The sequence below is a fragment of the Acidovorax sp. GW101-3H11 genome (assembly GCF_001633105.1).
Lineage (GTDB): Bacteria > Pseudomonadota > Gammaproteobacteria > Burkholderiales > Burkholderiaceae_C > Acidovorax.
Genome location: NZ_LUKZ01000009.1, coordinates 1,097,874 through 1,122,269, shown reverse-complemented (window position 1 = coordinate 1,122,269; position 24,396 = coordinate 1,097,874). Strand labels below are relative to the sequence as shown.

General features: G+C 67.9%; 28 protein-coding genes. 2 read left to right on the top strand and 26 right to left on the bottom strand.

From position 1 onward, the window contains the following. Nucleotides 1–6 precede the first annotated feature (6 nt). The 21 genes from traF (A1D30_RS11165) to A1D30_RS11065 form a co-directional block, all read right to left on the bottom strand. On the bottom strand, nt 7–885 hold the full coding sequence (traF, locus tag A1D30_RS11165) for a conjugal transfer protein TraF (RefSeq protein WP_063460692.1): 879 nt from the start codon (nt 883–885) through the stop codon (nt 7–9). Nucleotides 886–892: 7 nt separating this feature from the next. Continuing rightward, nucleotides 893–1,288 (bottom strand): hypothetical protein, encoded by a 396-nt coding sequence (locus A1D30_RS11160; protein WP_016448308.1) that lies wholly within the window; start codon nt 1,286–1,288, stop codon nt 893–895. Beyond that, nucleotides 1,285–3,702 carry a type-F conjugative transfer system mating-pair stabilization protein TraN gene (gene traN / locus A1D30_RS11155; protein WP_063460691.1) on the bottom strand — a complete coding sequence of 806 codons (2,418 nt, stop codon included), beginning with the start codon at nt 3,700–3,702 and terminating at the stop codon, nt 1,285–1,287. Before traN ends, A1D30_RS11160 begins: the two co-directional genes overlap by 4 nt. A 9-nt stretch (nt 3,703–3,711) precedes the next feature. Next, entirely contained in the window at nt 3,712–4,464 is a 753-nt protein-coding gene (gene trbC / locus A1D30_RS11150) for a type-F conjugative transfer system pilin assembly protein TrbC (RefSeq protein WP_016448306.1), read from the bottom strand. Then, nucleotides 4,451–5,470, bottom strand: a complete 1,020-nt coding sequence (locus A1D30_RS11145; RefSeq protein WP_063460690.1) for a TraU family protein — start codon at nt 5,468–5,470, stop codon at nt 4,451–4,453. Before A1D30_RS11145 ends, trbC begins: the two co-directional genes overlap by 14 nt. Further along, nucleotides 5,467–6,096 (bottom strand): type-F conjugative transfer system protein TraW, encoded by a 630-nt coding sequence (gene traW / locus A1D30_RS11140; RefSeq protein ID WP_013722358.1) that lies wholly within the window; start codon nt 6,094–6,096, stop codon nt 5,467–5,469. The genes A1D30_RS11145 and traW overlap by 4 nt, the downstream gene beginning before the upstream one ends. Beyond that, the gene (locus A1D30_RS11135) at nt 6,093–6,500 is read right to left on the bottom strand and encodes a hypothetical protein (RefSeq protein WP_013722357.1); all 408 of its coding nucleotides are present in this window, start codon (nt 6,498–6,500) and stop codon (nt 6,093–6,095) included. Before A1D30_RS11135 ends, traW begins: the two co-directional genes overlap by 4 nt. An 11-nt stretch (nt 6,501–6,511) precedes the next feature. After that, entirely contained in the window at nt 6,512–7,099 is a 588-nt protein-coding gene (traF, locus tag A1D30_RS11130) for a conjugative transfer signal peptidase TraF (protein ID WP_013722356.1), read from the bottom strand. Next, nucleotides 7,096–7,449, bottom strand: coding sequence for a hypothetical protein (locus A1D30_RS11125; protein ID WP_063460689.1), 354 nt, complete (start codon nt 7,447–7,449; stop codon nt 7,096–7,098). Before A1D30_RS11125 ends, traF (A1D30_RS11130) begins: the two co-directional genes overlap by 4 nt. Continuing rightward, nucleotides 7,446–10,028 carry a type IV secretion system protein TraC gene (gene traC, locus A1D30_RS11120; protein WP_013722354.1) on the bottom strand — a complete coding sequence of 861 codons (2,583 nt, stop codon included), beginning with the start codon at nt 10,026–10,028 and terminating at the stop codon, nt 7,446–7,448. Before traC ends, A1D30_RS11125 begins: the two co-directional genes overlap by 4 nt. A 7-nt stretch (nt 10,029–10,035) precedes the next feature. Further along, nucleotides 10,036–10,686, bottom strand: a complete 651-nt coding sequence (locus tag A1D30_RS11115; RefSeq protein WP_016448301.1) for a TraV family lipoprotein — start codon at nt 10,684–10,686, stop codon at nt 10,036–10,038. Then, complete coding sequence (locus A1D30_RS11110; RefSeq protein WP_016448300.1) at nt 10,683–11,528, bottom strand: DsbC family protein; 846 nt, start codon at nt 11,526–11,528, stop codon at nt 10,683–10,685. The genes A1D30_RS11115 and A1D30_RS11110 overlap by 4 nt, the downstream gene beginning before the upstream one ends. Beyond that, nucleotides 11,512–12,918, bottom strand: coding sequence for a TraB/VirB10 family protein (locus tag A1D30_RS11105; protein WP_016448299.1), 1,407 nt, complete (start codon nt 12,916–12,918; stop codon nt 11,512–11,514). The genes A1D30_RS11110 and A1D30_RS11105 overlap by 17 nt, the downstream gene beginning before the upstream one ends. Next, on the bottom strand, nt 12,915–13,808 hold the full coding sequence (locus A1D30_RS11100; RefSeq protein ID WP_227468466.1) for a type-F conjugative transfer system secretin TraK: 894 nt from the start codon (nt 13,806–13,808) through the stop codon (nt 12,915–12,917). Before A1D30_RS11100 ends, A1D30_RS11105 begins: the two co-directional genes overlap by 4 nt. A gap of 85 nt (nt 13,809–13,893) precedes the next feature. After that, nucleotides 13,894–14,460: a type IV conjugative transfer system protein TraE gene (traE, locus tag A1D30_RS11095; protein ID WP_013722349.1), complete on the bottom strand. Its 567-nt coding sequence runs from the start codon at nt 14,458–14,460 to the stop codon at nt 13,894–13,896. 14 nt (nt 14,461–14,474) lie between these two features. After that, on the bottom strand, nt 14,475–14,774 hold the full coding sequence (gene traL, locus A1D30_RS11090) for a type IV conjugative transfer system protein TraL (RefSeq protein WP_013722348.1): 300 nt from the start codon (nt 14,772–14,774) through the stop codon (nt 14,475–14,477). A gap of 31 nt (nt 14,775–14,805) precedes the next feature. Next, on the bottom strand, nt 14,806–15,168 hold the full coding sequence (locus A1D30_RS11085) for a hypothetical protein (RefSeq protein ID WP_016448297.1): 363 nt from the start codon (nt 15,166–15,168) through the stop codon (nt 14,806–14,808). A gap of 114 nt (nt 15,169–15,282) precedes the next feature. Continuing rightward, a complete protein-coding gene (locus A1D30_RS11080; RefSeq protein WP_227468465.1) occupies nt 15,283–15,756 on the bottom strand; it encodes an OmpA family protein in 474 nt (157 codons plus the stop codon). A 227-nt stretch (nt 15,757–15,983) separates the two neighbouring features. Then, nucleotides 15,984–16,520 carry a lytic transglycosylase domain-containing protein gene (locus A1D30_RS11075; RefSeq protein ID WP_034399492.1) on the bottom strand — a complete coding sequence of 179 codons (537 nt, stop codon included), beginning with the start codon at nt 16,518–16,520 and terminating at the stop codon, nt 15,984–15,986. 174 nt (nt 16,521–16,694) lie between these two features. Beyond that, nucleotides 16,695–17,192, bottom strand: a complete 498-nt coding sequence (locus A1D30_RS11070) for a hypothetical protein (protein WP_063460933.1) — start codon at nt 17,190–17,192, stop codon at nt 16,695–16,697. Between the two features lie 194 nt (nt 17,193–17,386). Then, on the bottom strand, nt 17,387–17,695 hold the full coding sequence (locus A1D30_RS11065) for a hypothetical protein (protein ID WP_016448293.1): 309 nt from the start codon (nt 17,693–17,695) through the stop codon (nt 17,387–17,389). A gap of 122 nt (nt 17,696–17,817) precedes the next feature. Between A1D30_RS11065 and A1D30_RS11060 the strand changes: the two genes are divergently transcribed. Then, complete coding sequence (locus A1D30_RS11060) at nt 17,818–18,063, top strand: helix-turn-helix transcriptional regulator (RefSeq protein ID WP_013722342.1); 246 nt, start codon at nt 17,818–17,820, stop codon at nt 18,061–18,063. A 14-nt stretch (nt 18,064–18,077) separates the two neighbouring features. Here A1D30_RS11060 and A1D30_RS11055 read toward each other — a convergent pair whose 3' ends face one another. From A1D30_RS11055 to A1D30_RS11035, 5 genes are read right to left on the bottom strand one after another with little or no spacing between them, the layout of a single operon-like run. After that, the gene (locus tag A1D30_RS11055) at nt 18,078–18,701 is read right to left on the bottom strand and encodes a DUF4400 domain-containing protein (protein WP_016448292.1); all 624 of its coding nucleotides are present in this window, start codon (nt 18,699–18,701) and stop codon (nt 18,078–18,080) included. Then, nucleotides 18,698–20,605: a conjugative transfer system coupling protein TraD gene (gene traD / locus A1D30_RS11050; RefSeq protein ID WP_063460688.1), complete on the bottom strand. Its 1,908-nt coding sequence runs from the start codon at nt 20,603–20,605 to the stop codon at nt 18,698–18,700. The genes A1D30_RS11055 and traD overlap by 4 nt, the downstream gene beginning before the upstream one ends. 1 nt (nt 20,606) lies before the next feature. Further along, entirely contained in the window at nt 20,607–22,370 is a 1,764-nt protein-coding gene (gene mobH / locus A1D30_RS11045) for a MobH family relaxase (protein ID WP_063460687.1), read from the bottom strand. Between the two features lie 53 nt (nt 22,371–22,423). After that, nucleotides 22,424–23,074, bottom strand: a complete 651-nt coding sequence (locus tag A1D30_RS11040; protein ID WP_016448289.1) for a FlhC family transcriptional regulator — start codon at nt 23,072–23,074, stop codon at nt 22,424–22,426. Beyond that, nucleotides 23,075–23,389: a hypothetical protein gene (locus tag A1D30_RS11035; protein ID WP_016448288.1), complete on the bottom strand. Its 315-nt coding sequence runs from the start codon at nt 23,387–23,389 to the stop codon at nt 23,075–23,077. It abuts the gene before it with no gap. Between the two features lie 311 nt (nt 23,390–23,700). On the opposite strand from A1D30_RS11035, the gene A1D30_RS11030 reads away from it, so the two are divergent. Beyond that, the gene (locus A1D30_RS11030; protein ID WP_227468464.1) at nt 23,701–24,387 is read left to right on the top strand and encodes a S24 family peptidase; all 687 of its coding nucleotides are present in this window, start codon (nt 23,701–23,703) and stop codon (nt 24,385–24,387) included. The last annotated feature ends 9 nt before the right edge of the window (nt 24,388–24,396 follow it).

The following is a 24,396-nucleotide window of genomic DNA, read 5'->3' as shown; positions in this document are numbered from 1 at the left end:
AACCTCCTAGGGCAGGGCCAGGTGCTGGGTCGCGCCGGGCAGCATGGCCTCGCCGGTGGGCGAGGAGACGATGGCGATGCGCTCGAGCAGCTGCGACTCGGAGAGCACGCCGGATCCGATCGGGGTGATCTTTCCGGTGGTGGGCTGGGCCAGGAAAACGGCCGGCACCTGGGTCACCTGCAGAGCCGTGGCGATGCCGTTGTCGGGGCGGGCGCGCGGGAAGCCCGGCATCGGGCCGCCGTCCACGCTCACGGGTACGACCTGGATGCCGTGGCGCGCCTCGAATGCCTGCAGGGTGGGCGCGAAGGCGTGGCAGTAGGGGCAGTCGCTGCGATAGAAGAAGATGATCACGTGGTCGCGGCCCAGCTCGGCGACCGAGGCGGAGCGGTCGGTCCGCTGCTGGCGCTCGAAGACCTCCAGCGCCTGGGCGTTGACGGGCCGGCCCTGCAATGTCGGATCGAGCTCGGGCGTGGCCCAGGCCACGCGCTGCGCCACGTCGGCGAAGTAGGAGGCTCGGTTCACCACCTGCATCTCCAGCTCCATGTAGCGCCGCACGTTGGACTCGGTCGGTCGCATGATCGCGATGTTGCGCAGGTCTTCGAGGGACTTTTGCAGCCGCTCGAATTCCACCAGCTCGGGCGGGCGGGGCGGATCTGCCGGTTTGGTTGGCCTTGCCGGGACGGCCTGCGCGCGTGGCGGCGCGGGCTCCTCCAGCGGAGGGTCTTCGTAGAAGTGCCAGCCGCGCCAGCGGTCGGACCAGTAGGGGCGGGGCTCGACCTGCCCAGCGGCAGGGGCTGCTTCCTGGGCCGCGGCCGTGACCAGCGCCATTGCCAGTGCCAGGATCGGCAACAACCGCAGGTACGCGTAAGTGGGGCAGCTCATCATGGCGTCCTCACAGCAGCGACTTCGGCGGCAGGCCGTCGAGGCAGTAGTTGATACCGAATTCGATGGTCTGCTTGCGCGGCACCGCAACGTCGGGCAGCTTTAAGCCCGCCTGCCAGAAGAGCACCTTGAGTCGGCTGCAGCCCGTCTCCCGGTAGCGCTTCACGGTGGACACATCGATATAGATCGGCGAGGTGGCCTGGAAATGCCGGGTGATCGCATCCGCCACTTTGCCGATGAGTACGCCGTGGGCTGCCCCGTCCGTGGACTGCAAGGCCGCCAGCAGGACGGGCCGTGCATCGGTCACGGGCGTGCGGATCGGCTCGGCATGCGCTCGCGTGGCGAGAAGGAGGATCACGACGATACCTGCGAAGCGGGATCTGGCGCGGGTGGCGGTATTCTTCATTGGCATCTTCCTTCGCCGTAGTAGCAGTTGCTCGCGCGACCGACGGCGCCGCCTTGCATCGCTCCTGCGCTAGGCAGGTTTGGCACGATCGACGCGTAGAACTCGGTGAGATCCATCTGCGCGAAGTTCAGGCTCTGCAACTGCGCGATCGTGAAGCCCGAACAGTCCGGCGCTTCGGCCGTGCCCCACCACTTCGCGACCTGCAGCCGACCCTGCTCATTGATGATCCTGGCCAGGGCCGAGTTGAAGCAGCACTTGGTCGTGGTGTGCGTGATGCAGGAGACGCATTTGCCCAGGATGCGGATGCAGGATGAGCAGTAGGTGCCGACCGTATGGCACAGCCGTGCGCCTTCCTTCATCGCCAGCTTGCCTTCCTCTTCGTCGCAGGAGATCGCAGACATCACCACGTAGATGACGATCGCGATGACCAGGCTCCATGGGTCGAAGGCCACCACCACGCTCTCTCCGGCATAGAGCACCGACGAGCCGGCAGGCAGGGCCGTGCCATTGATAGCCACCGTGACGCCATAGGTGGTAAAGCTGCCTGAGAATCCGCCGCTCATCAGCAGCGCCTGCATTCCGTGGTAGAGGAAGTCGCGGTTGCCGGAATTCATCAACACATCGAAAACCAGTCGCGAACCCACCCCGAATAGACTCTGGTTGCTCATGCCCCGGCCCGAGGCGTCCGACATGCAGCAGTTGTTGAGCAGGCGGTCGCGGCAGCGGTTGGCTTCGCCCCGGAATACCTGGAGGTTGTCCGTATCGAGGTAGACCCCTGCCTCGCGTCCCGCTTCCAGGAAGGACATGGCCCTCGCGAAGTCGGCGTCGTTGGTGTACGTGGTATTGAAGCAGCTGCCCGCGATGCAGAAGACGTCGATCGGGCAGTTGCGCGCCGTCACCGCCGAGCCCGGGGCCACCGGGCAGCTGTAGGTGTTCTCCGCGATTTCGCAGGTGCCCGTGGCCGGGTCCATCTGGCGGCAGACGGTTCCCGATGGCGTGCAGCCTGCCGCGGCCAGTGGCGCGCACTCGTCGGTGGGCGTCCCGTACTGGCAGGAGAGCGAGGTCTCGTAGCGCCAGCACGCGCGTGTGACCGAAGCCCCGTCGATCACCTTGGTGGCCGGCCCGTCGGCGCAGCGCGCCGCGCCGGTGACGGCGCAGCGGCCGTCGCTGTCGAGTGCGGGGCACTGCTCATCCCATTGGTCCGACTCGGTCACCGTGGTGTGGGGCCGCTCGAAGCTCAGCGTCATCTGCGGGATCGGGCCGTACAACGCGTTCAGCCGGAAGCCCACGATGGGGCGGTTGCTGCCAAACCGCCAGTAAGAGGCCGAATAGGTGCCCGTGACGTCCTGGCCCGGCGCGTCGTTCGGGTCGGTGCTGGGGGCATAGCAGCGGCCCTCGTCGAGGTAGGTGGTCTGGATGTCGCCGGCATCACCGCCCGAGCCGGTCGTGTGCGCGATGCGGTCGCCGCTCTGCGTGCCCGAAGGGCAGGCGCCATACACCTCCAGGAACGGCCGCTCGTTGGTGCAATTCATGTCCCCCGAGTCGCCCCCGCCGCCCGTGCAGACCTGGCGGTACTCCTGCGCGATGAAGCCGGTCAGCCGGCAGGCATCGCCATCACAGCGGTTGTTGACGACCCAGACACCGTTCTGGCCGCCCGGCGGCCAGGCGGGGTTGGGCAAGGGGGCCACCATCTGCGGGAACACCAGTCCCGAGCCCACATCGACGTCGAAGAAGGCCACCGGCACACCGGCGTTGGTCACCCGGAAGCGCTGGCCCGAGGCCGGCTGGTCGGGCTTGCACTGCACGCCCAGTGCGACGCTGCCGGAGGCCGCCTGGGCGAACCACTCGCCCGGCGGGCAACTGCTGGTGCGCGAGATCGATACCGACAGCGTGCGGGCGCACGACTGGGCAGTCGCGCCGCTGTACTGCCGGCACACGCGGGTCTCCGTCGCGGGCGTGGCCACGGTCTCCACCTGGCAGCCGCTGTAGTAGCTCGCGATGTCCTCCAGGGCCGTCGAGGGGTTGGCCGCCACGCGGCGCGCGTCGAGGACAGCCGGGTCGTAGGGCGAGACGGGCTCGCGCGGTGTGTTGGCCGAGGCCCGCGCGCCCAGCAGCGCCTGGCACACAGGATCGTTCGGGGTGGTCGCGCAGGCCGCGAGCCGGGCGCTGGTCTGGCCCGAGAGGTTGGGCTGGCCGTAGTAGCCGCGCTCGGGCGGCGTCGTGGTGTAGCCCGGCACCACCGCCGATGCGTCGGGGGCGTTGATCGTACCGCGGATCACCGGGTTGGCGGCCTGGCCCGCGGCTGTGCCCTCGGCATGCGGACCGGTTTGCGCGACCGTCTGCGTCGTGACGAAGCAGGCCAGCGTGAGCCAGACCACGGCACGGCGCAGGAGGAGGACGAGGGCGGGGCGCATGGCGGGCTCCTACTCCTTCAGCCGTTGCAGGAAACCCGCGGCATCGCCCTGGAACGCCGGGGCGGTGCGCACCATGTGCTCCAGCGCGTAGTCCAGGCTCACGTCGCCCGCCGTGCGCAGGAAGGCCTCGGGTGGCGCGCAGGTACCGCTGGCGCAGGACACCGGCCGCGTGCCGTCGCGCACGAGCACGAAGCTGGGCACGCGCACGATGGAAAAACGGTCGAATGCCGGGGGGTCGATCTGCACCGCCACCTGGCGCGTACCGATGAGCGGCTGCAGTTGCGCCACGGTCTCGCGCAGCGATCCCTTGACGAGGCCGCGTAGGATGACCGAGGCGCGGGCGCGCGCGGCCTGATCGATCAGGCGCTGCAGGGCGGGCCGTGGCATCGACAGGCTCACGAAGACGAACAGGCCCGGCCCGCGCGCCAGCCCTTCGGCGGCCTGCATCGCGTCGACCTGCGAGGCGTAGCCTCGCGCCAGCGCTTCGAGGTCTATCGGCGTGCGCGTCGCCGGCTGGGGCAGGGCCTCGATGGCCGGCGCCGACGGCACGGGTGCCGCTTTCAGCTCGGCCTCGCCCGGCTCGCGATGCCTGCGCCGCGCCTGCTCGATGTCCTGCTCGGTGACGGTGGGCTGCTCGCGGCGCACGCGCTCGAGGTCGGCCTCGGTGATGTCGGGTCCGGCGGCCGTTGCCGCCGTCGCGTGCAGCGCCAGCGCCAAGGCCGAGGCGATCCGGTGTCGCGAGAGAAGGTCAGTAGCCCACACAGCAGTTCCTCTTTCTGAACAAGATGAAGCTGAAGTCCTCGCCTCGTACCGGGTACTCCTTGCCAGCGCTCCAGGTGACGGTCTGGCGGCCGAAAGGCTGGCAGCACTTGCCGGTTTCCTTTGACGTGGCCGGGATTGGATGGGTGAGCTGGGTCTTGTAGGCGGCCTTGTCCATGACGGGCAGGAAGTACGGTCCGCACAGGCCGGGTGTGCCGTGCCAGCCCCAGGCGATCAGCTCGCGGTGCATCTTGGCCGTCAGCCGCTGTGCCATCAGCGCGGCGGTGCGCACGCCGCCCAAGTGGTACGGAACATGGCCGTTCATGGGATAAAGGCCGCCCTGGCAGCCGGCGCACCAGAACATCTCCCGGATCCCGAAGCCAAGCGAGGCCGCCACGCAGTCGGCAGCGCAGGCCGCGATGGCCACCGGATTGGCGAACAGCACGGCGTCCGGGTTGATGATCAGCGTGAGTTCGTCGTCGGCCCAGAGCGGGTCGACCTCCGTGAGGTAGGCCAGGTCGAAGCTGCCCTTTTCCAGGCAGGGGAAATCGGTGACCACCTCCAGGTAGTAGAGGACGGGGTTCACGTAGAAATGGGCCTGGTAGAAACTGCCACCATCGCCATCGCCCTCGGACCGTGTGAATCGCGCGGCCTCGGGTGCCGGGATGCCGGGATTGAGGTCGATGCCGCCGAGCGAGGTCAGGCAGAAGGGCTTGCGCACGGCCTCGACGTGCCGGGCCGGCTCCCAGAAGCCGACCGACAGGCCGATCACCGGGTTGACGCCGCAGGTGCACAGCGGGCTGCCGGGGTTTTCGATGTCTTCCTGCGAACCGAAGTCGCCGATGCGGGCGCTGCCGATGCTCAGCGGCAGGATGCAGCTCCAGCAGATGTCCGTGATGGGGTTGGGGAACTTGCCGGTGCAGGTGGTCGCGCCTGCGGCAGCGCCGCCTGCAGCCAGGGCCAGTCCGGACAGCCATCGGAGCAAGGAGGTGAACCAGGGGCGCTTCATTGCGTCACCTCCATTTCGTCGATGCGCAGCCGCTTGCCCTCCTGCGAGACGAGGGCGGGCACCTGTGTGATGCCCAGGCGCCGCGTGAGCATCCCCTGCTGGTCGTAGTAGACGGGGACGCGCCAGGACTTCATGAGATCCAGGTAGGAGCCGCCGGTCAGGATCGGCTTCACCTTGCCCTGGTAGTGCGTCATCAGCTCGCGTGCGCGGCGGACTTGGCGGCTGTCGCGTGCGTCGAAGAACAGCAGGTGGCGCGAGAGGGACACGATGTCCAGCGGATTGGCCTTTGTGCCCGCGGCGAACAGCAGCTCGCCCTGGGCGCCCAGGAGGTTGCGGTCGAGCGTGTACGTGGGGTTGAAGTAGAAGGTGCGCGGCGTGGCGGTGGTCCGCACGCTGGCTACCGGCACGGGATTCCTGACGATGTCGGTGCCGCGGGCGCGCGCCTCTTGCTCGATGCGGGCCAGTTCGCCCGAGCGTTCCTTGTCCCGCAGGCGCTCCTCGATCATGCGAAGAAGGTGGGGCTCGGCGATCTCGTAGGTCGGCCCCAGGGTGCCGAGGTCGGTGGCGAGCGTGGGCAGGCCGGTCCCGGCCAGCAGGGCGATGGCGAAAGAGGCGGTGCGCTTCATCGCGCAGCTCCCCGCGGGCACGGGATCTGTGCGATCCACCGGTCCCGCGCCGCCTTGTTTTGCTGGTGGGCGGCGCGAATCAGCCCCATCAGCGCCGGGTGGCCGTCACCCTCGGACAGGGCCTGCCGCAGCTCGGTCGTGGTCGGCGCGCGGCCGCAGCGCAGTTGCGCGGCGGCGAGGTAGGTGCGGGCTCCCTGCTCGGCGGCCGGGGCGATCTGCCGCAGCAGGCCGAGGTAGTCGGCCAGCGGCATGTCATCGGCGGGCGCGGCCGTGGAAGGCGTGCTCACCGGACCGAAGGCCGGGCTGGTCTGCGCCCGCCCGGGATTCGAGGCCGCCGCCAGAATAGCCAGCAGGAGGCCGAGGCTGGCGCCCACGCGGGGGGCGATGCTGGATTTACGGGGCATGGTCCGACTCCTCAGAAGATCGGCTGGACGATGCCCAGCACCTGCCCATCGCGCACCAGTCCGCTCTCGGCATAGCGCGAGTCGAAGCTGTGGAGCCCGATGCCCTGGACGTAGTAGTGGCCCGGCGGGATCACCACCGGGGCGATGGGCGCGAGCGGATGGCCGTCGTAGGCGTGGGTCTTGGCCCGGCCCACGGCTTCGCCGTTGACGAAGACCGTGCGGTCCGAGACCGTGACCACATCGCCGGGAACGCCGCGCACCCGCTTGAAGAAAGGCTGGCCGCGCAGGCCGCGGTAGTGCGCCTGTGCCTCGCCAGCAAAGGCGAAGACGATCAGGTCGCCGCGCCGCACGGGCCTCTGCTGGAACTGCATCAGCGCCACGTGGTACGGCAGGCTTGGTGTCCAGTTCACGAGCAGCGGCACGCGCGGCGTTGGGTCGACGAACAGGCGCACGTAGGCGAAGCCCCAGATCGCGAGTACCGGCAGGTACAGGTACCAGCGCCGCCGCATGTGGCGCAGGAACTCCGCGAAGGATCGGACGTGGAGGCGCCACCAGCCAGACGCCTGGATGGCCGCATTGGTGGAGACGGGTTCGGTCATGGCTGGTCTACCTTTCTGCGTAGCACCGGCGTGAGATCGCGGCTGTTCGGCGCACCGGCGATCGCGCTCTTGATCACCACCAGGCAGCCGCACTCGCGCGGCAGTTCCTCCAGCGCCGCGGGCAGGCGCTGCGAGAAGCGGCGAGCCAGTGCGAGCGCCTGTTCGCGTTCGGCCTCGGTGCCGGTGCTTGTGAGCATCTGCGTGAACTCGGCTTCCTTGGCGCGGTAGACCTCCGACAGGTCCACCACGCCGACGACGAGCGTGGGCCGCAGCACCCAGCGGTCGTAGGCCGCGATGCCGGCAGCGGCGAGTAGCGCGGCGACGAGCGCATGCAGCAGGAGCGCCCTCATAGCGCGTACCCCCGCTGCCGCAGCAGCTCGGTGATGGCCTCGTCGATCGACAGGCCCTGGGCGCGCAGTTCGTCAATCGGGGCGTTGTCCTCCAGCTTGTTGGAGAACAGCAGATGGGTCGCCGGGTCGAGGATGTTGCGGGCGACACCCTCGCCGACGGGCGAGGAAATGTAGAGTTCGGAAAAAGCGCCGGCCTCGGTGCGCAGCGAGTTGAGCAGTCGCTTCTTCGGCTCGTCCATGGACAGGCGCCCCTTGCGGTCGAGCATCTCGATGGATTCGGGCTTCTGCCGCAGCAGGAACACCCAGTCGGAACAGTTGAACGCCGCTTCCATCTGGGCGCTGCCGTAGTAGTCGTCGGCGCTTTGGGTAGCAGTGCCGAGCGCGCCCCCGTACTTGCGCGCACGGCGTGCTGCCTCCTCCACCACGGCCGCCTTGACGGGATCGTCGGCGCCGATGTCCCCCAACTGCTGTTTCAGCTCGTCGATGAAAAGCACCTTGCGCCGGTTGCGCGTGAGGTACATCTCCCCGGTGATCTGGTGCAACAGAAGGATGTTGACCACCGCGTGCAGGTCGGGCCGGCGCTTGAGTTCCTCATTCTCGACGACTATGAAATCGTTGCTGAAATCGACGTTGGACCGGCCCTCGAAGAAGCGCTCGTACTGCCCACCCTTGGCGTAAGGGTTGAGCATGATCGCCAGGTCCCGTATGCGCTGGTCACCGTTGACGCCAAGTTCCTCGATGGTCCCGGTCTTGAAGGCGTCGCGCACGCCGGTGATCGTGAGGTCCGGGCCATGTTCGCGCCAGAGCTTGAGCACCATGGCGGAGATGGCCTTGTACTGCACCTCCTCCAGCGTATGCTGCATCGAGCACATCTTGGCGATGCCCGGCACGAGCATGTCGATGTCTTCGTTGATGTCGCGCACGATCGTGAACGGGTTCAGGCAGATGTTGGAATCCGCGCGGAACTCGATGTAGGTGCCCTGCGCTTTCCTGCAGAGCTTCTCGAAGCTGCGGCCCAGGTCCAGCATCCAGACCTTCGCGCCGATCGCGCGGTAGGACCAGGCCAGCTCGTTCATCAGCACCGATTTGCCGCTGCCGGGGGCGCCGATGATGGCGAAGTTGTAGTTCCCGAGATCGTTGTCGTAGAGGTCGAGCGTCATGACCTGGCCGCGACGGCCGCCGAAGACCAGCGCCGGCGTGCGCGTGCCGCGCCACTCCGCAATGAGCGGCGCCATGTGGATCGCGTTCGACATGGTCTTGCGCGTGACGCGGCGCATCTTGCCCAGGTCCTTGTGCATCCTCGGCGTCAGCGTCATGGGCAGGCTCGCGAGCAAGGCCTGCCTGTGCATGTAGGCGTCGGAATTGAGCTGAAAACCCCGTGCGCGCCAGATCGCGTTGGCGGCCTCGTGCGCCGAGGCGGACTTGTCCGGGTGGGTGAAGATCGCGAGCTGGTGGTACAGACTGACGAGGCTGCCGCCGGTGTCGATGGCGTTCGCCGCGGCGGACCAGTCGTCGAGCTTCTTCCTCACATCCGGCATCACATCCGCCATCTTGCTTTTGGCGTTCTGGGTGGCGCGCACGTGGTTCGCGGTGACGACGGACTTGGTGGCGTTGGGGTCCAGGATGTGCACGCCCAGCGTGATGAGGAAGGGCGCGCTGTACTGCAGCGCCGGCTGCATGAGGTCGCCGATCAGCGAGCCCATCTGCCATAACGCGAATTTCTCCGGGAAACTCTTGATCGAGTAGAAGCGCGCTTCCAGCACCTCGGCGCTGGTTTCCTTCCATAGGGTGATGCCGGAGGGATGCGGATCCTGGATGGTGTCGAAGTCCACGATCTGGTCCCGAATCTCCCGGCCATCGTCGTAGTGCAGCCACCGATCGTCATCGAACTGCAGGTCTTCCGCGTCCGAGTGCGCGATCCGGTCGGGGTTCGTGAAGAGGGCGCACCAGTTGATGAGGTCGGCCGCGTCGCACACGCGGTTGGGCAGCATGGCCGCGCGCAGCGTGGCGGCCATCGAGTCGCGCAGCGTCAGCAGCGCCTCGCGGCTGTTCAGATCCGCCGCATCGCCGGGGAAGGACACGCTCAGCATCAGCCGGAAGTCCCGCAAGGTGTAGTGGAAGCCCGCGGTGAGCGAGGTCTGCGTGCCGCGCAGCAGGTGCTGCACGCGCTGTCGAGCGAGCTTGCGGAACAGGTTCTCGTTGGGCACGGGCCGCCCGAAGGGGCGGGCCTTCTCGGCCTGGTCCTCGTCTTCCACGCGCAGGTTGGTGTACTGGCGCAACTGGTGGCGGATGTGCGGCGAGGCGAACAAGTGGAACTGCAGGCCGGTGTCCGGCGGGCAGTTGGCGTAGAGCGAGACCAGCACCTCGGCCATGCGCTCGTCGGCGCCCGACTGCGGCATCACTTCCAGAAGGAAGCCCATGCCGTCGCGGTTCACGAAGAGCTTCTCTTCGGCGAGGTAGGCCGAGTAGGGCAGCCAGCCAGCGAACTGTTCGGCCGGTGTGTCCGCTGGCAGTGCGAAGGGGAACAGCGGCGCCGCGCGGAACTCGCCGGACGGGGCTTCGGTGGAGGGTATGCGCATGGTGGCCTCACTGCGGATGGGTGCCCAGGCCCGCCGGGGGCCGACTGAGCGAAGGGAAGGGATTGAGGGACGTGGGCCGCTGCACCGCGCCCTCGGAGGGGGCGGGCGCGTCGGTCTCGGTGGGTGCCTGGCCGGACGAGGATGGGGCGGGGGAGGGGGCCGCGGGCGGTGGGCGCAGCGGCGCGTACTGGTCGCGGATGCGCTGGCGGACGTGGTCGATCTGCCAGCGCCCGGTGTCCACCTGGACGTAGACGTAGCCCTGGTCCCACAGGTCGCCGTCGGCGTCCTCCCAGGGCTTGGTCCACAGCCGCAGGACACGGGCCTGGGAGCGCAGCGCCAGGGCGGGCGCGTCGCCGGTGCCGGCCAACGCATTCGCGGCTGTGGGAGCCGCGAGCGGCTGACGGGCCGGGGCCGGTGCGACGGGCACCGCGCTCCTCGACGGCGCCGCTGCATCGCCCGCGGCGGTGCCCGACGTCCGCTGGCTGGGAAGGTTCTCGTGCAGCGCGTTGGCGTAGGTGCCCGACACCGAGTCGCAGGCCACGCCCTCGGGCGCCGCGCAGGCGTATTTGGACCCGCCGCTGAGCCCAGACATGTTGACGCAGGCGGCCAGCGGCAAGAGCAGGGCCATGGCGCAGAGGCGCAGCGTTGTCGTGCTCATGGCCGTTTCCCCGTGCTGGCCGGCTTGGATGCGGACTTGGCGGCTTCGGCGAGCCGGGCCTCCAGCACCTGGCGGCCGACGTAGCCGTCGGTGCGCGTGCCGTCGGCCCAGATCAGCGTGGGTGTTCCCTGCACCCCGAGCCTGCGTGCCAGTTCGAGGTTGCGCGCGATCGGGTGCTCGCAGCTTGCAGTCGGCTGCTGCAGACTCGCGTCCGCTTGCAGCATCCATTGCCGCCAGGCGCGCTCGCGGTCGGCGGAGCACCAGATCGCGACCGGCCGGGCCTCGCCCTGGAAGGGCACGAGGAAGGTGTAGACAGTGACGTTGTCGATGCCAGCGAGCTCGGGCTCCAGCTGCTTGCAGTAGATGCAGTTCGGATCGCTGAAGACCGCGACCTTGCGCTGGCCATTGCCGCGCACGGTCTTGATCGCGTCGTTCAGCGGCAACTGGTCGATCGAGACGGGTGCTGCCGACGTCGACTCCGACTGGAGTTGAGCACCTTGGGCAGCGCTGCGCTGTGCGATCCTGGGGCCCGTGATGTCGCGCATGCTGGCCGTGTCGAAGAGGCGGCCGAACACGAAGAAGCGCGGGTTGGCGGCCGTGACGTAGGCCACGTTGCCGTTCATCCAGACCTCGTAGAGGCCCTCGACCTCGGTGCGTGCCACCTCGGTGAACTGGGTGCCGGGATGGGCCATGCGCAGCGCGCCGAGCAGGCGGGTTTCGTCGGGCGTCGTGGCTTGGCCGGGGGTGGCGGCGGCCAGCAGCACCGCGCACAGCGCCGCAGGGAGAAGCCTTGCGGCGAAACGAGGGCGCCGCGCGCGCACGGGGTCAGTAGTTGCCATCATCGGTGGCCTCCAGGTAGCGGGTTTCGGGGGAAGGGGAGCGGCGGGTGGCCTGCCCGGCCATGGCGGTCATCGGCACGTCGATGCGCACGCCCTTGGTGATCACCACGTCGATCTGCCGGCCGGCGTCGACCTCGATGACCGGAAAGGTGTTCTCGGCCAGCTTGATGTAGTACTGGGCCAGGCGGTCCAGGGCCTTGCCCACGCCTTGCCCGAGGCCCGCCCGGTAGGCGTCGGCATTGCCGTCCGCGCTCGCGATGGTCCCGAGGGCCGAGGTGCTGTAGGTGGTGTTGGCGGTAGACAGACCCTGCCCGATGCCGCTGACCACCCCGGCCAGGAGCGCATTCGCCAGCATCTGCCCCTGTTTGGTCACCAGCCTGCCGCGCATCCCGACTTTGCCGTCCTCGCCGTAGACGCTGCCCTGGATGCGCACTTCGAGCGTCGCGCCGTCGGCGCGCACGCACGACAGGTTCTCGGTGCGCAGGTAGGCGCGCTCGGAGCTGATATCGCCGTAGCCGGCCGCGATGATGAAGCACTCGCGGTACTCGCCGCGGAACTGGTTGGGCAGGACGCTGTTGTCGGAGAGCCGGATCAGCACCGGGTGCGGATTCGATTGCGACTGCCCGCCAGTGGGGGCGTCCAGGCCGCCGAGCAGGATGCCGCGCGTGAAGCTGACGGGCAGGAAGGTCGAGACCGTCTTGGGCGTGGTGGCCGACGCAGGTGGGCCGTCTCGCGCGGCGGTGCCATCGCCACCGGCGGGCGGGCGGGCGCGCTCTGCCAGTGTTATCCGGGAGATCACGGGCGTCGGCGGTGCTGGCGGTGCGGGCGGCTGCAGGTGGGGCGGTCCGGCCGGTATCGCACCCAAGCCGCTGGCGGTGGGCGGCGGCGCTGGCGGCAGGCTGGCCGCGGGCGGCATGGCCGTGGGGCTCGGGTCCGGGGCTGTGGGGGTCGGTGGCGGCGGTGCGGCGGGCTTCGGCGCGGCTGCCTGCTGGCTCGCGGTCAGGCGTTGCTCCAGTTCGGCGAAACGCTGCATCGTTCTTCCCTCGAAGGCCTGCCGCTCCTTGTTGAGCCGGCTCTGTTCCTCGCGCTCGGTTTCGTACTGGGCCAGCTTTCGGCCCGCGGTACCGACCCACTGGTCCACCGGATTCACCTGGCCGCCGGGCGGCAGGACGCCGATGTTGGTGACGTCGCCGGGCTGCGTTGGGGCGGCCCGCCCGTGCGGCTGGTGGTTCGTGGCGGAGAAGCTGAAGATCAGCCACAGCAGGCCGATGCCGCCGCCCAGGATGGCGGCCAGCAGGGCGTACTGACGCTGGCGCGGCGAGAGGCGATCCAGCAGCCCGCGCACGGCATAGCCGGGCGGGCGCCCGCCCGGTGGCATGGAGGGCGTGCTCATCGCGTGCCTCCCCGCCGGATCACGTAGATGCTGGTGGTCTCGCCCGGACGCAGGTTGTGGTGCTCGATCGCGATACCGGCGACCGCGCCGCCGGCACGGCTGTCCGGACGGTCGAACTCCTGCTCGGCGAGCACCATCGGGGCCGTGCCGACGTTCTGCAGCGTGTATTTTTCGCCGGTGAGTCCGCGGCCCTCGTACAGGCGCAGCAGCGTGAAGCGCGCCTCGGCCCAAAGCTGGATGGAACGCGATGTTTCTTCGACCCGGACATCCGGCGGCACGCGATCCGAGGCCATCGCCACCAGCAGCGCCTTCATCGTGCGCACATGGCTGGGGGCCGGGCCGGAGGGCGCCGCGTCGGGCGTGGCCGGGCGTAGCGCGCGCGGCGTCTTGTCGCGGATGACGATGGTGTCGGCCGGCGTGTCGGAGCGCCGCAGCAGAAGCGTGTAGGTGGCGCTGGCCGAAGACACGAAAAGGTTGATCGGCCGCGTCGCATCGCCGACCGGGCGGATGTAGACCTCGCCCTTGTCGCGGTCGCACTCGACGATGACGTCGCCGGCCGGGTTGACCGCGGGGGACGTCAGGGCGGCCGGCGTGGCCGGGCCGGGCGTGGTGGAGGGCACCCCGGGGGATGCCGCAGCGGCCGGCAAGGGGGAGCCGCCGCAATGGCTCGAATAGATGTTGCCGAACACGTCCGTGATCGGCGTGCCCTCGATGCGGATGCGCGTGGGCTCTTTCAGGGAAGCGATGGCCTCGACGGCCACACCGTCACTGGCCTCCACGACCTGCAGCGCATGCGCCTGCAGGCCGAAGGACAGGGCCGTGACGGCGAGGATGCGGCGTGCCGCCGGGGACAGGCTATCCCAGCGCTGGCGCGACGGTGCGCTGTGCAAGGGAGGCAGTTTCGCGAGCCTGGTCGGGGCGGGCCGGGGTCCGGTGGGCGCGGGGCCGACCAGGCGTGGCGGCGTGCATGCGATGTCACTTGACCGCATAGGGCACCTCCTTGAATCCGATGACGTGCATGCGGGCTCCGGCGTGGCCGAAGTCGATGCGGTAGGCTTTGAGGTCGTTCGCGGTCTCGTAGCCGTTGACGAGGGTGCGCAGGCGTCCCCGCACGACCAGGGACTGCGTGTCCTCGCTGGACACGAGCTGCTGCGGCGCGAAGGCCGTGGTGGCGTTGATGCGCTTGAGGCGCTCGGCCTCTACTTCCTGGCGCGTCTTGAGCGCGCCGTACTGGGCCGGATCGACGTAGCCGAGCAGGATGTCCTTCTTCCAGTCGATCGTGCTGGGAGTGACATCCAGGATCAGCCAGGCAACGAAGCTGCCCATCTGCTCCAGGTACTCGCTCGATGCCTTGTCGCCGCTGACCCAGAAGGTCTTGTTGAGCGATGGCGGCACGATCACCGTGCGCACCGTGCCCAACAGGTTGAGGATGACGATGAGCGCGAGCACCACGCCCGTGGCCAGCGCCCCGACGGCCAGGGCAAGGCCGCGGTTGCGCCGGCGCAGGTCCTTGAGGTCGCCGCTGAGTCGGTCGAAGTCCATGGCGGTGCTCCGGCTCAGCCCACCATGCGGCGGATGTGCGACGGCGGCGTCGCGCGCATCGACGTCGCGGGGTTCGTCGGCAAATGCCAGTAGAGCCAGTGCAGCGCGAAGGCGGGGTGCTTGTCCGCCTTCAGGCGCGAGATCCAGCGCGAGACGGCGATGCCTGCGGCCATGCAGGCTGCGAATGCCGCCTTGCTCGAGGACAGGTAGCCGATGAAGAACGCCAGGACGATGGGCGCGGCGACGTCGACGTCCCAGAAGCCGATCTTCCATTGATCGTCCAGACGCCGCGGGATGTAGGTGTCCGCTTGCATGTGGGCCTCCGGGATTTCGACGCGCCGGGGCTCAGACGACCGCGCCCATGATCGCGCCGGCGATCACCAAGCCCACCGCCGCAAAAATGGCCAGGCCGACATAAAAAAGCACGGGCCCGAAATTGCGCAGCGCGGACAGCGAGATGAGCGCGACGACGAAGCCGACGAAGCCGACCAGGGCCTTGATGCCGGGCCCCAGATCGGCGATTTGCGTGAGTGCCGAGGTCAACGGACCGGTGATGCCCGTGAAGGCCACGAGGTCCAGTGCGTGGCTCGGGAAGGCGAGGGCCAGGCCAACGAAGGCGATGACCATCAGGCAGAGGAAGCCGGCGAGCTTGCGCGTGGGCGAGCGCAGAGCGGCCGGGATGGGAGTGGACAGGATGGCAGTGCTCATGAAAGTGCTCCAGCGAAAAGGACGAGACGACGGGTGGGATCGGGTGTCGGTACGGGTTGGCGCGTGGGCGGGGTGGCGGACCGGGGTCCAGTGCTGGTGAAGGCTGTCTGCCGCTCAGGGCGGGTCGTGGCCGTCGATGCGGTAGCGGATCTCGACGCGGCGGTTGTTCGCCCGGCCGGCCGGGCTGTCGTTGGATTCGGCGTAACAGCACGCGCCTTGCGCGTCGACGCTCACGCGCGGCGCGATGGCGGGCGACAGAGCCAGAAGTTGGCGCAGTACCGCCTGAGCGCGGGCCTTGGCGAGGCCGTCGTTCGTGGCCGCAGGGCCGGTGCTGTCGGTACGGCCGCTGAGCGTGATCTCGCTCGCCTGGGCCAGCCGCGGCGCTACCTCGCGCAGCGCCGCGCGGGCGCTCGGCCCCAGCTGCGCGCTTGCGAACGGGAAGTGCACGGAGACCTGCTCGAAGGCCGGCGGCTCTGGTGCCTTGGCGGGGACCGAAGCGATGGGCGGCGGAGTACTCTCTTCGAGCTCGACGTCGGCACTTCTCGGCAAGGCGGGCGTTGCCGACGCGGCCGGGGCTGTGGATTGCACAGCGGCCGGTGCCAGGGTCTTGGGCGTGCGCTGCGGGCAGGCGTCGCCGCGGCACAGTGCGAATGCCGCTCCGTCGCCATGTCCCCGCTGCGCCAGCTGTGCCCGTGCGATGGGCGTTGCCGGTGCGGGCGGAGCGACCGGCGCGGGCGGTGTCGCCGCGCACGCCGCGATGGCCAGGCATGACGCTGCGGCGCTGGGGCGCCACGCTGGCATGTGCGTCCTGCGCGTCATGGCGCGACCCTCACGTGCAGGTCGCGGCGCTGCGACGGAACCGTGGTGGCGGTCGGCCAGGCGGCCAGCGGCGTGCGGTTCTGACGTACCGCCGGCAGGTGCCGGTACACCTTCCAGGCGTAGGTGGCGCGCGCCTTGGTGCAGGCCTCGCCCTTGAGCTGGCTGCAAGCGGCGTTGTAGGCACCCACGGCATTCCAGGTGATGCCGTGGCGGGCGAAGCTGTCAGCCATGAGCCAGGCGCCCACCTGCAGGTTGATGCAGGGGTCGTAGAGATCGGCCTCGCGGATGCCGAAGCCGGCGAGCTTGGGCAGGTGCCGGCTGTTGATCTGCATCAGTCCGATGTCGTAGCTGCCGGTGCGTTGCGCATGTGCGCGGTTCACCGCCTTCGGGTTCAGGTTCGACTCGGTGCGTGCAATGGCATAGAGCAACTCCGGCGCCACGCCGTAGCGCTGGGCCGCGGTGTCCCAGCACGGTGTCGCCAGCACCGGCATGGCACACGTGATCGACCACACGAAAACGACAACCGGACGCATCGAAGCCCCCCGAAGGTGTTCAGGACCAATCCGCCACTGGACGAGCGCAGGGCGGGCGCGGGGTGGGGACCGGCAGTGCCGGTCAGGGTCTAGTGCGGGTGGGGCCGTGGAGGCGGCTGGCGGGAGCCGTGGCCCGTTCGGGTCGGTGCGGGTGGGCGGCGTGACGCCGCAGGGTCAGCGCCGCTGTTGCGGCGCGCGTTGGACCAGATGGCGCTCCACCATGTTGCGGCGCGCCTGGCCGAGTACGGCCGCGCCGGATGGATCGTCCTGCTGGCACAGGGCTACGCAGGCGGTGGTGATCTGGTCGAGTCCGAACTTGGGGTTCGGATGCCTGTTCACCGGGGAACATTGCAGGTTATGGAGCAACTCGTACTGGGATCGCCACAGTGATTCGCGTCGGCGCGGCGTGGTCGGCGAGCGCATGACCAGATCCGTTCCGAGAAATCCGAAAATGCGCTCGGCGGCGTCGCCGCGGGTGAAGACGATGGCCACGCAGGCACTGAGCAGATCCGGGATGCGGAACGTGGGCGATACGTTGTCGCCGCTGCGCAGCAGCGCATACAGCCAGTTGTGTTCTTCCGTCCACAGGCGGGTTTCGACCACGTCGGTGGCGTCAATCCCGCCCGCGGATGGCAGGTCTGGAAGGTGAATGTTCGGCATGGCAGTCAGCATGGCGTCGGTCCTCGTGTCCCGGAGTGCAATGAACACGCTCATGAGCGCATGGACGTAGGGTATGAGCGGGCGGCGCGAACGTCGCCTCGCAATGCCGCTCTTCTGAGGGGTGTTTCGCGATCAGCGTCCCAAGGCGCCCGGACAGGCCGGGGCGTGAAGGCGGATGGTGTCCGGCACGCGAGGCTCCGCGCGCGTCAGGCTTCGGGCAGTTGCGGCGCGTACAGCGGAAGCTCGTCGAGGGTTGGGGCCTCGGCATCGAAGAGCAGCCATTCGACTCCCGCCTGCGCCGCCAATTCGCTGATCAGGGCCAGGTCGTGCTCGACCGGCGCACGGTGCGGCGCAGTGCCTACATGGACCAGTCCGCCGAATTCGGTGGGATAGGCGTTCACGGAAAGCGCGTTGGTCTGCAGTTTCGCGCGTGTAGTGGGCAACAGGTGCGATAGCGAAACGACGGCAATGGTTTCGGCCAGTTCCCGTAGGCGGCCGATGCCGGCAGTGTTCATGCTTGGGCCTTCGCAAGGGTGGTGTGGTTCGAGGATGAAACCCATGCGCCAGGAAGATCTGCTGAAAATTCTGTGGGTGATCGTCCGTGGTGCGATTGCCATCATAAATCCACTATGCGGGAATGCCTATTTCCTCGCCACGGCACGCCCACGACCCTGTGCTCACTGCACTGGGCGATGCCATTCGCCGAAGCCGGCGCGCGCGAGGCATCTCCCAGGAGGATCTCGCGCACGTCAGCGCCGTGGACCGTTCCTACATGAGCAGCATCGAGCGCGGAGTCCAGAATCCCGGCCTCGTCTCCATCGTTCGCATTGCGCGCGCGATGGACATGACGGTCACCGAACTGATGGCAGAGGCGGAGTTGTAGCGGGTTCCCCCGGCTCAGGCGCGTCGGTGGAAATGAGCGATGGCGCGGCCGAGCAGCACGGCCATTGCGATGGGAAACCCGGCCAACGATGCCGGATGCAGGTGCACCGGCAACACGAAGGCGACGATGGTGGAGCAGGCGGTGATGATCAGCAGCGAGCACCACACGGCGAACATCTCGGGGTCGTGCTGCAGGAATTCCTTGGACCGGATGACGCGCACCAGCGCGCCGTCGGTGGCCGCGACCAGCACCAGGGGGAGCAGCCAGGGCAGCCATTCGAGCAGGCTCGACAGGCGATAGCTCGCGAGCATGAGCAGGGCGTCCACCGAACGGAAGTAAGGGTTGTCGAACAGGCGCTGGTTGACCGTGGCCATCTCGACCGCCACCGCGCCGTTGATGCCGGGCGTTCGGGGCATGTCGCGGGCCGCTGGCAGCGGACTGGCTTGCGCCGCATCCGACTGCAGGCGCATTGCGCGATCCAGCATCCGATGGGCCGGCTGCGGTCCCCAGAACGCGACGGCCGCTTCGTGCTCGCTGCGCAGCTGCCCCAGGAAGCGCACCGGCGGATGCGCCGAGGGTACGTAGAGCACCAGCACGAGCAGCATTACCAGGGAGACGACTGCGACGGCACGGATCATGCCGCGACCTCTTCAGTATGAACGTCGGCGTCAAGATCGGGGTCGATGATCGGGAAGCGGCCCTTGATGATGCGTCCGCCCGATACCGATGCGAAGTACTGCAGATTGGGCAGCTTGCCCAGTACCTCGGCGGGCACCACCTCCTCGAAGCTCTCTGTGAGTTGCGTCGAATAGCTCGATGAGAAGTCTCCCAGGTGCGCGTCGGCGCCGTGGCTCAGGCCGACGCGCACCGTATGGATGGCGGTCTTGCCGAAGGTCTCGGTGACGAAGTCCTGCGTCGGCCGGTCTTTGGTGCGCAGGGCGATCAGGTTGTTCAGGTTTCCGACCGCCATGCGCGCAGCGTCCTCGCTGCCGAGGCGCTTGGCCAGGTCGGCCAGGGTCTGCATCGCGCAGGTCGTGAAGATGCCGCCCTCGGCGCCCTTGTTGAGGATCTCGATCAGCGGCTGGTTGATGACGTTCGAGACTTCATCCACGAACAGCGAGATGCGCTGGTAGGTGCCGAGGTTGTAGCGCATGCCCGCGCGCGCGGCCTGGTCGGCCAGGGCCAGCGCGCCGATGGCGGAGGCCACCGAAGGATCCGGCAGCGAATCCAGACACATGTAGAGGACGTGGCCGCCGCGTTCGATCTTCTCGAAGTTCATGATCGGGCGTTCGTCGTCCGCATCGAACGGGTCGGGCGACAGGCTGCGGCCCAGGTCGCCCGAAGTGAGCATCGAGAGGATCGGCAGCAGATTGGCCGTGATCTTCTGGTAGTGTTCCCTGTTGTGCCGAAACGTGCGGACCTGGGCGTCGAGCGTCTTGTTGCGCTGGTTCTGGGCCACGTGGTGCTCGTAGTAGGCGACGAAGGCCATCAGGTCGGCGCTGGCCGCTTCCGAAGGGCGGCGCATGTTGCCCTTGTGTGCGTCATGCAGCAGCTTGCGCATCTCGGGCTGGTCGCGCCAGCCGTTGCCGAGCAACTGCTCGTAGAAGCGCCGCAGCGAGGCCTCGAGGACCGGCTCGATGCCGCCTTCGATGTACTTGGTGAGCTTGATGAGGTTGGGGCGCTCTTCGAGTTCGACGAGGCCCTGCACCACGACGTTCACCGCATCCCAGCCGAAGGCCGAGAAGGCGCCCGCAGTGTCGGGCGGCATGATCGACTGGATGCGCGACGCGATCTCGGTCGGCTTCTGCCAGTTGAACGTGAAGTCCAGCCGGACGCCTCGGTCGGGGAAGGCGGGGTGGAACTCCATGAAGGTGTCCGGCTCGCGGTAGTCCGCGCAGGCGCGCTCGACGATGCGCTTGAGCCGACGGCTGTTCTTTGGGTCGATCACGATCACGACGTCGCCGCGGCGCACGGCCTGGGTGATCAGGTTGGCCAGCGCCACGCCCTTGCCGGATTGCGTGGTGCCCACCAGCAAGGTTCCGCCTTCGAAGTTCTGCAGTGGCCGATGCAGCGGGTGCTCGACGGGCTCCACTCCGTGGATGTACGGCAGGCCGATCTCGGCGTCGGGCTGGGCGGCATGCCCCTGGCCGAGCAGGCGCTGCAGCCAATGCGGGACGGTGAACTCCCGGTAGTCCACTTTCGAGAGTTCGTACAGACGCTGCGCATGCACCGGACGCCATTCGAAGCCGAAGCCGAGGAACACCTGGGCGGCGTCCTCGCTCAGGCGGGCGAGCTGCCGCGGGCCGATGACCTGGATGCGACGGCCGCTCAGCGAACCGCGCAGGCGCAGCACGCGCACGGCCTGGCCGAAGCGGTGCAACGCCATGGTCGAGCAGGCGCCAGCGATCGCCAGAGACGGAAGCAGCGGCAGCGTTCCCGCAGCGGCCACGCACGTGAAGTAGCAGGCGGCGACCAGCCAGGACATGCCGGCGTGCGCCTCGAAGGCGGTGCGCCAGGGCATCTCGTAGCGACGGACAAGCATGTCATTGGCTCCTGCGCCCCGTGCGCAGGGCGGACGCCCCCGGGGCTTCGGACGCGCCCGAGAGGGCAAAGGCATGCGGGTCGAGGCCTTCGACGTGCGTGGACATGAGGACGATGCCATGCACCGTGGTATCGCGGATCTGGCGGGTTACCGCGGACGGGCCGCCCGAGGGCGGGCGAAGAATCATCCGGGCATCGTCGAGGGCGCGGATCGCGATGCCAGGCTGGACCCCGCGATGCTCGAATTGCGTCAGAGGAATGAAGAAGCCTTCGGCCTCGGTGATGATGTCCGGTGCTTCCGTGCCGTCGTCGAGGGCTGCCAGGATGTCGACAAGCGCTGTGCGAACGGCGGGGTTCAGCCTGAGCGGCGCCAGCAACTTGACAGAGGGGCGGGGGGCCAAGGGTTGGGCCGGCGCCGTGGAAGTCCCTGTTTCGTTCGGACCTGCGATCGTTGGAGGGGAATCATGTGCCGTGCTTTCGGCGGGGGGATCGATCAGCGACAACTGCATTGCCGATCCGCCCGATGCTGAAGATGGTGCAACCGTGGGCGCGGCCGGGGCCGCTGGCAAGGCCTTTGCAGCCGGCGGTGCGTTGTGCTGCGCCTTTGAGTCAGATGGTGTTGGAATAAGGTTGGCCTCCAGTGCACTAGGCGGCGGCTCAAGACCTGCTAGCAGGATGGCGGAGCTGGTGAGCTTGACGGCCTCCATGGGTGCCTTGGCACCTGGCGGCTGGATCGTCCAGGTTTGTCGCGCCGCTTCGGCTGCCACAAATACGCCTGCCTCCAGTAGCAGCTCCAACAGGGTCTGCGGAGATTTTGGGATACCGACGAGTTGGTCGTTCTCGAGAAGAGCCAGCACATCTTCGGCCGCGCCGGGCCAGACCAGGAAGAGCCCTTCCGGCCCCAGCCAGACGCGGCTTTTGTCACGGTTGGCCGTCCAGGCCGAGTGGCCGGCCGCGAGGCGGCGCAGCGCATCCACCAGGTAGCGCTCGAGGTGCGAGCCGTACTGAGGCTTGCCGTAGCGGTCGGCGCTGGCCAGCAGGTTGCGGTCGATCACCAGCGCCAGCGAGCGGCGCACAAGTTCGTCGAGCACGTTGTGTTCGCGGTACTGCGGGATACCGCCGATGCTGGCCATGAGTTGCGGCACGATGACGGCGTTGCTGCTGCCCAGCATCTGGAGCACCGTGGCCGGAACGACATGCGGCAGCGCGAAGAGTCCCAGGCCACGCGACTCGCGCGCGTTTGCGCGCCAACGCACGAAGTAGCGGTCCACGCCCCGGGATTCGAGCCACGGCGCCAATCCTCCCAGGAATGCCGGCCATTCCTCGCCGTCGGCGGTGGTCACGATCAGGTGCGACAGTACCCGATGCAGTTCGCAGCACAGGCCGCCGATGAAGGTTGCTATCCGCCAGCGCGGCTCCAGCTCGCGGCGCTCGGAGATCGTCGAGCGACCTGAGAAGATGTGCGCATCGGTTCCCTGCAGACTGAAAAAGGCGGTCTCCAGTCCCAGTTGCAGCAGGCCACCCGGCGTATGGAAGTAGTTGCCGGCGGTCGCAGGCAGCAGGTGCACGAAGCGCGCGTAGCCTTGGATCAGCGGCAGCAGATCGCGCTCGAAGGTGGCGCGGTCCGCGCCGAAGCACAGCTTGATGCGCGCCAGCAGTCCTTGGTGGAGCGCGAGAACGGGGACCAGCGGCAACGCCTCGAAGCCGGGATCCGAGGAAGAGAACGAATGTGCAGCGGTGCCTGGTGGCGAAGGGCTTGGAGCCATCGAAGAATCTCCGTGCCTGTGCGGTCGGATGGAGATCCATTGTTCAGGGTTGGCTATGGCTTGGCCGTTGGCAATGGGGCCGGAGTGACGGGGGTTTCGCCATCGGCACCCCGAATTGGAGCGAGGTGAACGATGATGTCCGCGGAGATTGGGGGTGGCACGACATAGGACGCGGTCAATCTCGGATCCCGACCATGCCGGTCCAGCAATTGGCAGAACGGGCAAGAGCGCGATGCCGTATCCATGCCGCCCAGCGTGTCGAGGAACTCGCTGCCGCAACGGGGGCACGATGCCAGCTGGAAACTCGCCGCCTTCGCTATCCATAGCCCTTCAGTATGGGCAGCAAGGTCGAAGGCGCGATCGAAGCTGATGCGCAACGGTTGCCGGTGCATCGACTGGTAATAGCGGTACGCCTCCACGAGGGCTTCGGCCGCAGGGCACCCCAGTTGGCGCAGCCGGCCGAAGTTGGCGACAATGACGGACGCTTCGATCCGGTGCGGCAGGTTCGCACCGTGATACCACTCACGGGAATCCGGTGCGCGGCCGCGTGGCGGGAGTGCCTGGCCGCTGAAAAGCAAGTGCAACAGTTCCCGCGGACGCAGGCCGGTGAGGTGATGAATGGTTCGGATGCGTGCTCCCAGCGTGGCGCAGTCTCGGGCCAAAGCCAGCATCCGCATGCGATGGCCGATTTTTGTTCCCGGCATTCAGCGGGTCACCTGGATGGGATCCAGCGACGGAGGGAAGGGCGGGCGCACCGCAGCGAGCGTGCCGACCAATGAGGGCGGCGAGTCGACCAATGCGAGAAAGTCGTTCCTGGGCACGAACAGCGATGTGTCGCCGACGGCATGCACGAGAGACCAGATCTCGGACGGCTGCATCGTACGCAGGCGCTCGGCCTGGGTGGCGTGCAGATGGAATTTGCGGCAGGTCTCCACCAGGTCTCGCTGCGCACCCACGAGGATCACGTGGAGCAATTGCAGGTTGGTGGATTGCACATCGGACAGATGCAGGTGGCGCATGATCGGTTCCTCATATCCCGGTTGTGTGGTTCAACGATGTTTCACGACGTCCTCGGAGCGAGTTGATGGGGGCTTTTGGGGATACAGCATATGCTGCGCTTTGCGCGAAATCCCGCATCCCAAGCTGCGCGCGGAGAGTCCGCAGGACTTGCCACCGACAAATGGCAGCTTTGGAGATTGATTTCGCATTCGCGCACATCCGGTAACAAAAGTAGCAGTACAACACGCGATTTGCGATCGGCAAGGAGACAAGCGTGACACCCATAACCACTGCAGCGCGCTGCCCCACGAGGCGCGCGCCTACCCCGCGAATGAAAGGGCTTGAAGGTGGCCTGCGTGCCAGGGCTGGGCACATAGGCCGCGAAGCCGCAGAGGTCGATCTCGACCTCGTTCCTGGTGTGCGTGATCGTCTGCATGCCAGACTGGTCGCCATGGGCATACCCGCCACGAAGGAGGTGTCCTATGTGGCCGGCATCACGCAGCGAGCCGCGCAAAGCGTGCGCCGCTGGTTTGATGCACGCGAGCCCGGGTTACCGGACCTCGAATCCTTTGCTCGGCTGTGCATCGGCCTGGGGTGCAGCGCGGACGAGATCATTGGGGCCCTTCATCGCGAAGGGCACGATCCGGCTCGCTGCGCTCACATGGTCCAGATGGCCAACTGCATTCGCGCGATCACCGATTCGCTGGCCCGCAGGGGCGAACTGGGAATTCCGGTCCGTGTGCCTGGCGACGAAATGGCACCACGCCTGAAGGCCGGGGACATCGTGTTCGTGAAAACGGCCATCACTCGTATCGAAGGCAATGGCATCTACGCATTCACCCGCGACGACGAACTTCTTATCCGCCGCGTGGAGCAGCGAATTGACAAGAGCATCGTGCTTCAGTGCGACAACAAGGCCTATCGGGATCATGAATGGAAAGGGGCGGCAGCAGCCGCGCGTTCCGGCGTCAAGCTGCTTGGCAAAGTCCATGGCGGGATCAGCGTGCAGGTGTTCTGAAGGAAGCCA

What these genes read in the sequence shown, in the direction of transcription:
- traF (WP_063460692.1), bottom strand. Translation starts at nt 885, where the DNA reads ATGATGAGCTGCCCCACTTACGCGTACCTGCGGTTGTTGCCGATCCTG.
- A1D30_RS11160 (WP_016448308.1), bottom strand. Translation starts at nt 1,288, where the DNA reads ATGAAGAATACCGCCACCCGCGCCAGATCCCGCTTCGCAGGTATCGTC.
- traN (WP_063460691.1), bottom strand. Translation starts at nt 3,702, where the DNA reads ATGCGCCCCGCCCTCGTCCTCCTCCTGCGCCGTGCCGTGGTCTGGCTC.
- A1D30_RS11145 (WP_063460690.1), bottom strand. Translation starts at nt 5,470, where the DNA reads ATGAAGCGCCCCTGGTTCACCTCCTTGCTCCGATGGCTGTCCGGACTG.
- traW (WP_013722358.1), bottom strand. Translation starts at nt 6,096, where the DNA reads ATGAAGCGCACCGCCTCTTTCGCCATCGCCCTGCTGGCCGGGACCGGC.
- A1D30_RS11135 (WP_013722357.1), bottom strand. Translation starts at nt 6,500, where the DNA reads ATGCCCCGTAAATCCAGCATCGCCCCCCGCGTGGGCGCCAGCCTCGGC.
- traF (WP_013722356.1), bottom strand. Translation starts at nt 7,099, where the DNA reads ATGACCGAACCCGTCTCCACCAATGCGGCCATCCAGGCGTCTGGCTGG.
- A1D30_RS11125 (WP_063460689.1), bottom strand. Translation starts at nt 7,449, where the DNA reads ATGAGGGCGCTCCTGCTGCATGCGCTCGTCGCCGCGCTACTCGCCGCT.
- traC (WP_013722354.1), bottom strand. Translation starts at nt 10,028, where the DNA reads ATGCGCATACCCTCCACCGAAGCCCCGTCCGGCGAGTTCCGCGCGGCG.
- A1D30_RS11115 (WP_016448301.1), bottom strand. Translation starts at nt 10,686, where the DNA reads ATGAGCACGACAACGCTGCGCCTCTGCGCCATGGCCCTGCTCTTGCCG.
- A1D30_RS11110 (WP_016448300.1), bottom strand. Translation starts at nt 11,528, where the DNA reads ATGATGGCAACTACTGACCCCGTGCGCGCGCGGCGCCCTCGTTTCGCC.
- A1D30_RS11105 (WP_016448299.1), bottom strand. Translation starts at nt 12,918, where the DNA reads ATGAGCACGCCCTCCATGCCACCGGGCGGGCGCCCGCCCGGCTATGCC.
- traE (WP_013722349.1), bottom strand. Translation starts at nt 14,460, where the DNA reads ATGGACTTCGACCGACTCAGCGGCGACCTCAAGGACCTGCGCCGGCGC.
- traL (WP_013722348.1), bottom strand. Translation starts at nt 14,774, where the DNA reads ATGCAAGCGGACACCTACATCCCGCGGCGTCTGGACGATCAATGGAAG.
- A1D30_RS11085 (WP_016448297.1), bottom strand. Translation starts at nt 15,168, where the DNA reads ATGAGCACTGCCATCCTGTCCACTCCCATCCCGGCCGCTCTGCGCTCG.
- A1D30_RS11075 (WP_034399492.1), bottom strand. Translation starts at nt 16,520, where the DNA reads ATGCGTCCGGTTGTCGTTTTCGTGTGGTCGATCACGTGTGCCATGCCG.
- A1D30_RS11070 (WP_063460933.1), bottom strand. Translation starts at nt 17,192, where the DNA reads ATGCTGACTGCCATGCCGAACATTCACCTTCCAGACCTGCCATCCGCG.
- A1D30_RS11065 (WP_016448293.1), bottom strand. Translation starts at nt 17,695, where the DNA reads ATGAACACTGCCGGCATCGGCCGCCTACGGGAACTGGCCGAAACCATT.
- A1D30_RS11060 (WP_013722342.1), top strand. Translation starts at nt 17,818, where the DNA reads ATGCCTATTTCCTCGCCACGGCACGCCCACGACCCTGTGCTCACTGCA.
- A1D30_RS11055 (WP_016448292.1), bottom strand. Translation starts at nt 18,701, where the DNA reads ATGATCCGTGCCGTCGCAGTCGTCTCCCTGGTAATGCTGCTCGTGCTG.
- traD (WP_063460688.1), bottom strand. Translation starts at nt 20,605, where the DNA reads ATGCTTGTCCGTCGCTACGAGATGCCCTGGCGCACCGCCTTCGAGGCG.
- mobH (WP_063460687.1), bottom strand. Translation starts at nt 22,370, where the DNA reads ATGGCTCCAAGCCCTTCGCCACCAGGCACCGCTGCACATTCGTTCTCT.
- A1D30_RS11040 (WP_016448289.1), bottom strand. Translation starts at nt 23,074, where the DNA reads ATGCCGGGAACAAAAATCGGCCATCGCATGCGGATGCTGGCTTTGGCC.
- A1D30_RS11035 (WP_016448288.1), bottom strand. Translation starts at nt 23,389, where the DNA reads ATGCGCCACCTGCATCTGTCCGATGTGCAATCCACCAACCTGCAATTG.
- A1D30_RS11030 (WP_227468464.1), top strand. Translation starts at nt 23,701, where the DNA reads ATGAAAGGGCTTGAAGGTGGCCTGCGTGCCAGGGCTGGGCACATAGGC.